We start from the raw sequence: 11,886 nt of genomic DNA, 5'->3' as shown, positions 1-11,886 counted from the left end.
CATCTATTTTACAGATGCTGTAAACTCATAAAAATATACGATATAAATCACAAAAGTAAGAATGGCAAAGCTAACTAGCAGATAATACAGGATTGGTAACCAGCTTGTTTTCTGCCTTAATTTTCTTGAATGAAGCTCCTCGTCATCTACAAGTATTTCTTCATCAAATAACAATTCTTTTCCTTCACGAAAAGCTGTCAATAGGATGGACTCATCTAATCCCAAAGCCCATGCTAACTTTTTAAGATAGATCTGGGCGTAAAAGGGACTCGGTAATAGATCAAACTCATCGTTTTCCAACGCTTCTATATAAGGAATTTCGATGGCTGTCTTATTTGAAACATCCTGTAAACTTAAGTGTAAATTTACTCTTGACAATCTTAACACTTGACCAATCGTTCTCTTCTTCATGTTTTCCCTTCTTGATACATTGTTTACTACTTTTGAAAAATCATATAGTCAACCATTTCAGCCTGGTCGATGAACTGACGACCTAATTTGATGATATCTTGTAAACTAATACCTTGTAAAATCTTTGGAAGATCATAAGAAGTGCTACCGTCTGAAAAATATTCAAACTGAGTTGCACTATACTCAAGCGAATTTAAACCTTGTAAGAAATCACCAAACATTTCGCTTTTAATCGTATCTAAATGTTCCTGATTCACATCCGGATCCTTATCAAATTGTTTAATAGCTGATCTAAATTGATGAGATAAGGAGACCGGTTCTTGAGTATCCATTGTCAAGACGACGAAATGAAACAATTCCTCAACCTCGACTTCAAGTGTCAATGAGTTGTCAATTTTCCCAGCTTCATATAAACTTTGAAACCGTTGTGAGGTCCAACCAAACATCATCGAAAATAGTAATTTTAACATTAATTTATAGCGAAATTTTTCCTCTTCCTTAATGATATCATTTCCTCGAATTCCAATTGCCAACTTAGGAGTAGCAACTTCCATTCTACAGGATTGATTCAATTTTACTTCATTTTTTTCTACAGGAAAACGTTCTAACTCAATAGAAGGATGAGGAGGAGTCAGATCATATTCCTTTACTACTTGCAATACTTCATCAACATCAAAATTTCCAATCACTAATAAGTGCATTTGAGAGGGATGATAGAATAGGTCAAAGTTTTCACGGAGATTATCTATTGTAATGTTAGAGATAGACTCCCTCGTCCCAGCAATATCATCTGCTAACGGTGTCCCAGGATATAAATTTTCTAAAGCACCAAAAAACAATCGATAGTCTGGACTATCTTGATACATTCCAATCTCTTGTTGAATGATTTCTCTTTCCTTAGATACAGATTTTTCTGTAAAGGAAGCTTTTGAAACCATCTCCAATAACAATTGAATATTTTCAGGGACTTTTGAAGTTGTTGAGAAAAGATAACTTGTCTTTGTAAAGCTTGTAAAGGCATTGCTTTCCGATCCTAAATGAACGAATTTTTTTAGATAATCTTGGCCTTTTTCATCTTCGAACACTTTATGTTCTAGAAAATGAGCAATTCCTGCAGGATATTTTCTTTCATCCCCATTCACTAGAATTCGTGTGTCCACTGAACCAAACTTAGTTGTGATCATCCCATAAGTTTCATAATAATCTTCTTTTGGAACTAAATGAATGGTCAACCCATTTGACAAGCGTGTAAAGTAAACCTGCTCACCAACTGATTCATAATATTTTTCTTTAATTTTCAATCTTTACACTACTTTCCTTCCATAAAATAAACAGACTGTAAATTAATTGTTTTTGCCGTTTCAATAATTTCCTCTCTACTAACCTTATTGATGGATTCTAACCATTCTTCTAAGGGAAGTACCTTCGTTCCTAGGATCGTTTTCAGATATTCCCTTTCAATCAAGGTATTTTGTCGATCCTGTGCTAATAAGGTCGTATTCACCAACATTTCTTTTGTCAATCGAAGCTCTGAATCTGTAAACTTACCTCGTTTTAAATCATTCAACTGTCGCATAATCAAGGTCATTACTTTAGTACGAGATTCCTTATCGATACCTGCAAAAACTCTCATAAAGCCTGTGAAAATATCAAAATGGCTAGAGATGGTGTAAGCGAGACCTTCTTTCTCACGAATTGTTTGAAAAAGTCTTGAATGTGAGAATGCTCCCAGCATCCCATTCAATACAACAAGTGGAATATGGAGAGGGTCTCCATATTGGGTAGAGAAATGGTAACCTAATTCTAAAATAGATTGTTGATTGTGTTTTTGCTCTAACTTTTCTCTAACGATATTTGTAAAAGGTTGTTGATAGTTGACAGATAAATGATTATCACGTGGCTTGAATTCAAAACTATTCACTCGATCTACAATAGCGACTTCATTAAAATCGCCTATGAAAAAGAAGTCAATGTTATCGAATTGAAGCATCTGATGAAACTGTGAAAGAGAAGTTTGACCTGTCTCTTGTCTCACTAAATCAACTTTTCCCAATCTTGACATCCCTATTGTTTCGTCTTCAAAAAATAGTTGATTCAATTGCCCATGGGCATAATAATAAGGCTCTTCAATTTCCGACTCCAAATCGGAAATCGTATTTTTCTTTTCAACCTCAAATGTATCACTGTCAAAGTAATCTGCTACTACCAAAGGTGAAAAGAAGATGATTTCTATAATGTCCAAAACCTCATCAGTAAGAACATTTTTTTTGCTCAAAAAATCATCGCGCACAAAGGAAATATTCAAATCAACATAATGAACACGCCCCCTCTTAGAGACTGAGGTTGACAATTCTACCCCGTATAGACTCGCTAATTTTTCACGGAATAATTGAGAAGTTGGATATTTTTGATTTGCAGTTTCCATCATACAGGCTACTAAAACACGCGCAGCCACGGTATTTTCATCTAATGGCGATGAAAAACGGACCTTAATTTTATTGGTTTTAAATTTTTTTGATTGAAGAAAGTGAAGATTCACGCCCTTTACTAATTCCATTTTCATCCTCGTTCTATTCAATAGTAACTTTCATTATAACACGAAATCACACTAAAATCCTAATTCAAACTGTGAAAAAGCTGCTCAAATCACACAACATTCTCTACCCTAGATAAACTAAAAATATGGTATAATAACACGCAAAGAGGTGAACTATGAATTACAAATTATTTGATGACTTTATTACATTGCAAGCTATCTTAAAAGAACTTGGTATTATACAGAGCGGTGGTGCAATCAAAACCTTTCTTCAAGAAAAAGAAGTCTTTGTTAATGGTGAATTAGAACAACGGAGAGGCCGTAAACTTCGTGTCAATGATCAAATTGACATCCCTGAACTGAACATGACTATCACCATTCTCGGACCTTCTCAAGAGGAAATAGAAGAGCATCTCAAAGAAAGGGAAGAAAAGGAACGTGTTGCTAAACTTGTCAAGCAGCTCAATCAACAACAAAAGAAAGAATCGACAAAGATTAACAAAAAGGAAAAAGCGATTCGCTTTCCTGGTATCTCGTAATGTGGTTAAAACAGTTATCCATTCAACATTTTCGTAATTATCAAGAACTTGAAGTCGATTTTCATCCTGGATTAAATATTTTCTTAGGTCAAAATGCTCAAGGGAAGACCAATATTCTCGAATCAATTTATTTTCTGGCTTTAACTAGAAGTCATCGAACAAGAAATGATAGAGATCTTATCTATTTTGAATCCACTGATTTTAAAGTTTCTGGTCAATTACAAAGGGAAACTGGCCCACTTCCATTAGAAATTTCCTTGACACCAAAAGGTCGGATAACTAAGGTAAATCATTTAAAACAAGCCAAATTATCGAACTATATTGGCCATATGAATGTTGTACTTTTCGCACCCGAAGATTTGCAACTGATCAAAGGATCACCTGCAGGACGTCGAAAGTTTATTGACATTGAATTAGGTCAGATGAAACCTATCTACTTATCCGACTTATCTCAATACAACCATGTTCTCAAACAAAGAAATAGTTACCTAAAAAATTCAGAAAAAATTGATGCTACATTTTTGGAGGTGTTAGATTCACAACTAGCTAGTTTTGGAAGTCGCGTCATTCATCATCGACTTGATTTTATAAAAAAATTAGAAGCTAAAGCAAATGAAAAACACACTCGACTTTCTAACAACAAAGAAGACCTATCAATTCAATATCAGTCAACTGTTTTTTCTGAAGAAGTAAATGATATAGAGGAGCAGTTTCTCTATATGTTGGAAAAAAATCGTCAGAAGGATATTTTTAGGAAAACAACAAGTATTGGACCTCACAGGGATGACTTGGCATTTTTTATCAATAATATGAATGCTACCTTTGGCAGTCAAGGTCAGCATCGAAGTGTTGTTCTTTCTCTAAAATTAGCAGAAATCGAATTGATGGAAGAAATCACAAGAGAAAAGCCTATTTTATTACTTGACGATGTCATGAGTGAACTTGACAATTATCGTCAACTTCAATTACTTGAAACCATCTCTAATAATATTCAGACATTTATTACAACGACAACTCTCGATCATTTAAAAGAACTGCCTGAAGAGTTGAAAATTTTTACTGTTCAAGCTGGCCATATCAAAACAACACCTTGACAATATTGTCAAGGTGTTGTTAATTATATTTACATTTTTGTAAATTTATTGTGCCGAGTAGTTAGGAGCTTCGTTTGTAATTTGCACATCATGAGGATGACTTTCTTTCAATCCTGCGCCACTCATTTCAACAAATTGTGCATGATCATGTAAATCTTGAATGGTTGCTGCACCAACATAACCCATACCTGAACGAATACCACCGATCATTTGGAAGACCATATCTGCTACAGAACCTTTATAAGCAACGCGTCCTTCAATTCCTTCAGGAACCAATTTATTGGCTTCATTGACAGATCCTTGGAAGTAACGGTCGCTAGAACCTTTCTTCATTGCTGCAATAGATCCCATACCACGGTATGTTTTAAATTTACGACCTTGGAAGATTTCTGTTTCACCTGGTGCTTCATCTGTACCTGCAAGCATTGAGCCAAGCATAACCGCATTTCCACCAGCTGCGAGTGCTTTGACAATATCTCCTGAATACTTGATACCACCATCAGCAATGATCGTTTTTCCATATTCACGAGCTACAGCAGCTGCATCATAAATAGCAGTAACTTGAGGGACACCAACCCCTGCAACAACACGAGTTGTACAGATTGATCCTGGACCAATTCCAACCTTAACTACGTCTACCCCTGCATCAAATAATGCACGCGCACCTTCAGCTGTTGCAATATTTCCTGCAATCAAGGTACGATCTGGGAAGTGAGCACGAATTTCTGCGATCTTACGAAGAACACCTGCAGAATGTCCATGAGCAGTATCGATGACAATAGCATCTGCACCAGCTTCAAAAAGAGCTTCTGCACGTTCAAAAGTATCTGAAGTAACCCCTACGGCACCAGCCACAAGCAAACGACCAAATTCATCCTTAGCCGCATTTGGAAACTCAATAACTTTTTCAATATCTTTGATTGTAATCAAGCCAGAAAGACGACCATTTTCATCTATCAATGGTAATTTTTCAATGCGGTGTTCTTGGAGAATCCGTTCAGCGGTTTCTAAATCAGTACCGACTGGTGCAGTCACCAAGTTTTCACTTGTCATATGATTTGAAATAGGTTGATTGTAATCAGAAATAAAGCGCAAGTCACGATTGGTAAGAATACCAACTAATTTACGATTTTCAAGTGTTTCAACAACTGGAACACCACTGATGCGGTATCGTCCCATCAACTCATTTGCTTCTGCAATTGTATGAGAAGGTGTCAAATAGAATGGATCAATAATAACCCCATTTTCAGAACGTTTCACTTTGCGTACTTCATCTGCCTGTTGCTCAATTGACATATTTTTATGGATCACACCAAGTCCACCAGCACGTGCCATTGCAATTGCCATTTGACTTTCCGTCACTGTATCCATAGCAGCAGTAATGATTGGGATGTTCAAGCGTAAATTACTTGCTAATTGTGTACTTAAATCTGCATCATTAGGTAATACGTGACTTTCTGCTGGAATCAAAAGCACGTCATCGAATGTAAACCCTTTTTTTAAAAACTTTGTGTCCCAATTAGACATTAGCTGGATCCTCTTTTCTTTTTATTTGAGCAAGGCTCGAATTTTTATTGTTAATATCATACCATTCTATCGTAATTTGTCAATCATTTATTGGTAAATTATCAATGAACAGTAAAGAAATGTTCGCTATTACTGAAGTCGTTTTATTTTTTAAAATAGGTAATTCCCATCGCAGATTTTACTTCATCCAGTGTTTGAGCTGCTACATTTCGAGCGCGCTCACTTCCTTTTTCAAGAATAGAGTAAACTTCCCCCATATCCTTTGCAAACTCAAGGCGTCTTTCACGAATTGGTCTTAATTCACGATCTAAAATTTCTAAAAGATATCGTTTGGTCTTTACATCACCAAGTCCACCACGTTGATAATGTTCTTTCATTTCTGCAATTTCAGCTGCATCTTCTGGACGGCCAAATACATCCAGGTAATGAAATACCATATTCCCTTCGATTTTTCCTGGATCCTCTACTTTAATATGATCCGGATCAGTATACATACTCATCACTTTTTTCTTTAAAGTATCTGCATCATCAGCTAGGTAAATTCCATTATTCAACGATTTAGACATTTTAGCATTTCCATCTAAACCAGGTAAGCGACCAGCTCCCTCATTTTCAGGATAAATTCCTTCTGGTTCGACCAAAGCATCTGTGTTGTATGCATGGTTAAAGGAACGAACAATCTCACGAGTTTGTTCAATCATTGGTTTTTGGTCATTTCCTACTGGAACAAAATTTGCTTTAAATGCTGTAATATCAGCTGCTTGTGAAATAGGGTATACCAAAAATCCTGTTGGAATACTCTCACCAAAACCTTTTTGAGAAATCTCAGTTTTTACAGTTGGGTTTCTTTCAAGTCGTGCCAAAGATACCAGATTCATATAATACATAGTCAATTCTGCCAATTCAGGAATCTGACTTTGAATGAAAATCGTAACCTTTTCAGGATCCAATCCTGCAGCAAGATAATCTAAAGCAACATTTCCAATAGATTCTACAATCGTTTTTGGATCTTTTGCATGGTCTGTCAAAGCTTGCTGGTCTGCTAGGAAAACAAACATATTATACTCGTCTTTATTTTGTAGCAAGACGCGATTTTTTAAAGAACCTACATAGTGGCCAATATGAAGTTTTCCTGTTGGTCTATCTCCTGTCAAAATGATGGGTTTTGTCATACTCTTCTCCTTAATCGTTATCCCTATCATTATAGCACTTTCTAGTTGAAAATGTTAGTCTTCCCTCTATGTTTGTGACGAAATAACACTTTACTATATTGTCAACTAAATTTACAAAATTGTAAAAATAAATTGACACTAAAAAAGTTGAATTTTCCCCTATTTTCTAGTAAAATGAAGACATTATAGAAATAGGAGAATATCATTGCTTACAGTATCAGACGTCTCACTACGTTTTAGTGATCGAAAATTGTTTGACGATGTCAATATCAACTTTACAGAAGGAAATACATACGGTCTTATCGGTGCCAACGGTGCTGGAAAATCAACCTTTTTAAAAATTTTAGCTGGAGATATTGAACCAACAACTGGTCATATTTCTCTCGGTCCTGATGAACGTTTGTCCGTTTTGCGTCAAAATCACTTTGACTATGAAGACGAACGGGTCATCGATGTTGTCATTATGGGAAATGAAAAGCTCTACAACATTATGAAAGAGAAAGATGCTATCTACATGAAAGAAGATTTTTCTGATGAAGACGGCGTCCGTGCAGCTGAACTTGAAGGTGAATTTGCCGAACTCGGTGGATGGGAAGCAGAAAGTGAAGCATCTCAATTGCTTCAAAATCTAAATATTTCAGAAGACCTTCATTATCAAACGATGAGCGAGTTAGCTAACGGGGATAAAGTGAAAGTTCTCTTAGCTAAAGCACTTTTTGGTAAACCAGATGTCCTTCTTTTAGACGAACCAACCAACGGTCTCGATATTCAATCCATTACCTGGTTAGAAGATTTTCTGATTGATTTTGAAAATACGGTTATCGTTGTATCCCATGACCGTCACTTTTTGAATAAAGTCTGCACCCATATGGCAGATCTTGACTTTGGAAAAATTAAACTTTACGTCGGAAACTATGATTTCTGGAAAGAATCTTCTGAACTTGCAGCAAAATTACAAGCAGATAGAAACGCAAAAGCTGAAGAAAAAATTAAACAATTGCAAGAGTTTGTCGCACGATTCTCAGCCAACGCTTCAAAATCAAAACAAGCAACATCTCGTAAAAAAATGCTTGACAAGATTGAGTTAGAAGAAATTGTTCCATCTAGCCGGAAGTACCCATTTATCAACTTTAAGGCGGAACGAGAAATCGGTAACGATCTCTTGACAGTAGAAAATCTTTCTGTCAAGATTGATGGAGAAACCATCCTTGACAATATCAGCTTTATCTTACGTCCTGGTGATAAAACCGCTCTTATCGGACAGAACGATATTCAAACAACCGCTTTGATCCGTGCATTGATGGATGATATTGAATATGAAGGAACTGTTAAGTGGGGAGTCACAACTAGTCGTTCTTATCTACCCAAGGACAACAGTCGAGATTTTGCTGGTGGTGAAAGTATTCTTGATTGGCTTCGTCAATTTGCAAGTAAAGAAGAAGATGACAACACTTTCCTTCGTGGTTTCTTAGGACGGATGCTCTTTTCAGGTGACGAAGTTAACAAGTCTGTCAACGTCTTGTCAGGAGGAGAAAAAGTTCGTGTCATGTTGTCTAAATTGATGCTCCTTAAGTCAAACGTTCTTGTACTAGATGATCCAACCAATCACTTGGATTTGGAGTCCATTTCAAGTTTGAATGATGGATTGAAGAATTTTAAAGAATCAATTATCTTTGCCAGCCATGACCACGAATTCATTCAAACACTCGCCAACCATATTATCGTTCTTTCAAAAAACGGCGTGATCGATCGCATTGATGAAACCTATGATGAGTTTCTTGAAAATGAAGAAGTTCAAGCAAAAGTGAAAGAACTTTGGAGTCAATCATAAAAATAAAGAGCCCTGAAATAATGATTTCAGGCTCTTTCAGTAGAAATATATGAATAAAACAAAGCTAAAAACATCCCTTTTTATAGTATCTTCTTTCCTGATTCCAGCTATCATGATGTTCTGTATTTACCTCTCACAAGGAATCTACTGGAACAGTGATACATCCCCATTATTAGGAGATGGTTATCATCAGTATGTCATTTTTGATACCACACTTCGAAATATTTTACATGGGACAGATAGCCTATTTTATAGTTTTCAAAGTGGATTAGGCATTAATTTCTATGCACTCAGTAGCTATTATCTAGGAAGTTTCTTTTCTCCTCTTGTCTACTTCTTTAATGCACAATCCATGCCGAATGCTATTTATCTCATCACTCTTCTAAAATTTGGTGCAATTGGTCTGAGTACTTATATTAGTCTACATGGGATGTTTTCTAAAATCCCTAGAAGCCTGGTTCTTACCCTTTCAACATCCTTTGCTCTGATGAGCTTTGCCATTAGTCAAATTGAAATTAAAACTTGGCTAGATGTTTTTATCTTAGCACCATTGATTCTTTATGGATTCAAAAAATTAATTCACAATGAGGGAGAGATTCTCTATTTTATCAGCTTAACCAGCTTGTTTATCCAAAATTATTATTTTGGGTTTATGATGTCTATTTTTCTCATTTTATGGTACTTGACACAACTGTCATGGAACATAAAGGAAATTGGAAAACGTTTCTTCCATTTTGTGATTGTATCTCTTTTATCAGTTATAACAAGTCTTGTGATGTTATATCCAACCTTCTTAGATATACGCACTCATGGAGAAAATTTTTCAAAGGTTGACAGTATCTTTACAGAAAAAAGTTGGTATCTTGATGTATTTGCAAAAAATTTCATTGGAAGTTTTGACACTACTAAATATGGATCCATTCCAATGATCTACGTAGGGCTATTTCCACTGCTACTAGCAATCACCTTTTTCTTTGTAAAGTCGATCAAGTTTCACGTGAAACTTTCTTACTTTATACTATTGACCATTCTTATTTTGAGTTTTCGTTTTCAAATATTAGATCTCCTTTGGCAAGGTATGCACGCGCCAAATATGTTTCTTCATCGATACTCTTGGATCTTTTCTTTGACAATTATTCTAATGGCAGGAGAAGTTCTAAATCGAATGGATGAGATCACTTGGATTCGGTTTAGTCTTGCTAATTTCCTCCTTATTCTAGGATTTGGAGCAACTGTCCTTTTCAGCAGTCACTATAAATTTTTAGATGCTGTCAATTTCATTGTTACTTTTGAATTTTTAATTGCCTTCTATTTAGTCTGTTTAGGTTTTATCTTAAAAAAAATACCGCCTAGACTTTTCTATCTTTCAATCCTTTTTTTCTCCATCTTTGAATTATCGGTGAATAGTTATTATCAAATAGAAGGAATTGCGAATGAATGGGTCTTTGCTTCTCGGTCATCCTACGAACGCGACTTAAAAGCTATCCAATCCTTAGTAAGAGGAAAGACTGACTCAAATTATCGGACTGAGATTCTACAGCCACAAACAGGCAATGATAGCATGAAGTATGGTTATAATGGAATTTCTCAATTTTCATCTGTACGAAATACGGATGCTAGCTCGACATTGGACAAACTAGGATTTAAATCTGAAGGAACCAACCTCAATCTTCGGTATCAAAATAATTCTATTTTAATGGATAGTCTATTTGGTTTTCGCTATAATTTGAGCAAACAACCTGTTCAAAAATTTGGATTTAAAGAGATTGCAACCAAAAGTGGAGTCTCACTTTCAGAAAATGAATATGCCTTACCAATCGCCTTTTTGTCAGCAAAAACTTATAAAAATGCTTCCTTTACAAATTTAACACTTGATAATCAAACACGATTCATCCATCAAATCACAGATAAAAAATATAAATTTTATAAGAAATTAAATATTCTCTCGCCTACTTCACAAAATAGTACATCTTCGTTGCAAACTGCAAAAATTGAAGAAGATAGTCATCTATCCTACGCAAGTATTCAATATGAAGTAACGGTTCCTGCCCATAGTCAACTGTATGTCAATGTTCCAAATTTACATTTTTCAAATGATGATCGAAAAGATATTGAAATCGACTACAAGGGACAGACCCAACGCTATACCATTGATAATGCCTTCCCATTCTTTTCGATTGGCTATTTTGACACAGAGGAAACGGTTACTATTCGTATGAGTTTCCCAGAAAATTCGACGGTTTCCTTTGATACACCAGAATTTTTTGCTCTAAATCTCGACCAATATATACAAGCTATTACCACCATTCGTCAGCAAGAAGTTGCTATTCACAAAAAGAAAAATAAATTGGTGGCAGCCTATAACGCAAATAGAGATACTACTCTGATTTTTACACTGCCTTATGATAAAGGCTGGTCAGCTAAACAAAATGGGAAACCTATCCACATTCATCGTATCCAGAAAGGATTAATGGGAGTTCGTGTTCCAAAAGGATCTGGAACAGTCACTTTAACATTTGTTCCTCAAGGCTTCGTTGAAGGACTCATTGCCTTTTTCGTTGGAATCGTTCTCTTTTTTCTCTACGAATGGAGACAGATAAAAAGACGAAAAAGCTAAGGAATATGACTATCGTTCTTATAAATAGAAGGCTAGGATAGCAATTATCCTAGCCTTTTTCAAAACAAAAAAACACCCAAATGGGTGCTATACTAGCTCCGCCAGTAGGACTCGAACCTACGACATCATGATTAACAGTCATGCGCTACTACCAACTGA

The 11,886-nt window shown here is 35.7% G+C and carries 9 protein-coding genes; 4 read left to right on the top strand and 5 right to left on the bottom strand.

What is annotated here, in order from left to right:
* Nucleotides 1-3: 3 nt before the first annotated feature.
* From ADI76_RS09330 to yfmF, 3 genes are read right to left on the bottom strand one after another with little or no spacing between them, the layout of a single operon-like run.
* Nucleotides 4-411, bottom strand: coding sequence for a helix-turn-helix domain-containing protein (locus ADI76_RS09330; RefSeq protein ID WP_049516061.1), 408 nt, complete (start codon nucleotides 409-411; stop codon nucleotides 4-6).
* Nucleotides 412-437: 26 nt separating this feature from the next.
* Entirely contained in the window at nucleotides 438-1,712 is a 1,275-nt protein-coding gene (gene yfmH, locus ADI76_RS09325) for an EF-P 5-aminopentanol modification-associated protein YfmH (RefSeq protein WP_049516059.1), read from the bottom strand.
* A gap of 8 nt (nucleotides 1,713-1,720) precedes the next feature.
* On the bottom strand, nucleotides 1,721-2,968 hold the full coding sequence (yfmF, locus tag ADI76_RS09320; protein ID WP_049516116.1) for an EF-P 5-aminopentanol modification-associated protein YfmF: 1,248 nt from the start codon (nucleotides 2,966-2,968) through the stop codon (nucleotides 1,721-1,723).
* 155 nt (nucleotides 2,969-3,123) lie between these two features.
* Between yfmF and yaaA the strand changes: the two genes are divergently transcribed.
* Nucleotides 3,124-3,486: a S4 domain-containing protein YaaA gene (yaaA, locus tag ADI76_RS09315; RefSeq protein WP_049516058.1), complete on the top strand. Its 363-nt coding sequence runs from the start codon at nucleotides 3,124-3,126 to the stop codon at nucleotides 3,484-3,486.
* On the top strand, nucleotides 3,486-4,580 hold the full coding sequence (recF, locus tag ADI76_RS09310; RefSeq protein ID WP_049516056.1) for a DNA replication/repair protein RecF: 1,095 nt from the start codon (nucleotides 3,486-3,488) through the stop codon (nucleotides 4,578-4,580). The genes yaaA and recF overlap by 1 nt, the downstream gene beginning before the upstream one ends.
* A gap of 45 nt (nucleotides 4,581-4,625) precedes the next feature.
* Here the strand turns inward: recF and guaB are convergent, their stop codons facing one another.
* Nucleotides 4,626-6,107, bottom strand: a complete 1,482-nt coding sequence (guaB, locus tag ADI76_RS09305) for an IMP dehydrogenase (protein WP_031574797.1) — start codon at nucleotides 6,105-6,107, stop codon at nucleotides 4,626-4,628.
* A gap of 143 nt (nucleotides 6,108-6,250) precedes the next feature.
* The gene (trpS, locus tag ADI76_RS09300; protein WP_049516054.1) at nucleotides 6,251-7,279 is read right to left on the bottom strand and encodes a tryptophan--tRNA ligase; all 1,029 of its coding nucleotides are present in this window, start codon (nucleotides 7,277-7,279) and stop codon (nucleotides 6,251-6,253) included.
* Between the two features lie 205 nt (nucleotides 7,280-7,484).
* On the opposite strand from trpS, the gene ADI76_RS09295 reads away from it, so the two are divergent.
* Together ADI76_RS09295 and ADI76_RS09290 are read left to right on the top strand one after the other, a co-directional pair.
* Entirely contained in the window at nucleotides 7,485-9,110 is a 1,626-nt protein-coding gene (locus tag ADI76_RS09295) for an ATP-binding cassette domain-containing protein (protein ID WP_049486042.1), read from the top strand.
* A 49-nt stretch (nucleotides 9,111-9,159) separates the two neighbouring features.
* Nucleotides 9,160-11,727 (top strand): YfhO family protein, encoded by a 2,568-nt coding sequence (locus ADI76_RS09290; protein ID WP_049516048.1) that lies wholly within the window; start codon nucleotides 9,160-9,162, stop codon nucleotides 11,725-11,727.
* Nucleotides 11,728-11,886 lie beyond the last annotated feature (159 nt).

Source organism: Streptococcus parasanguinis (genome assembly GCF_001074805.1).
GTDB classification, from domain to species: Bacteria; Bacillota; Bacilli; order Lactobacillales; family Streptococcaceae; genus Streptococcus; species Streptococcus parasanguinis_A.
The sequence above is the reverse complement of the archived record's forward strand: the minus strand, read 5'-3'. Positions and strand labels throughout refer to the sequence as shown.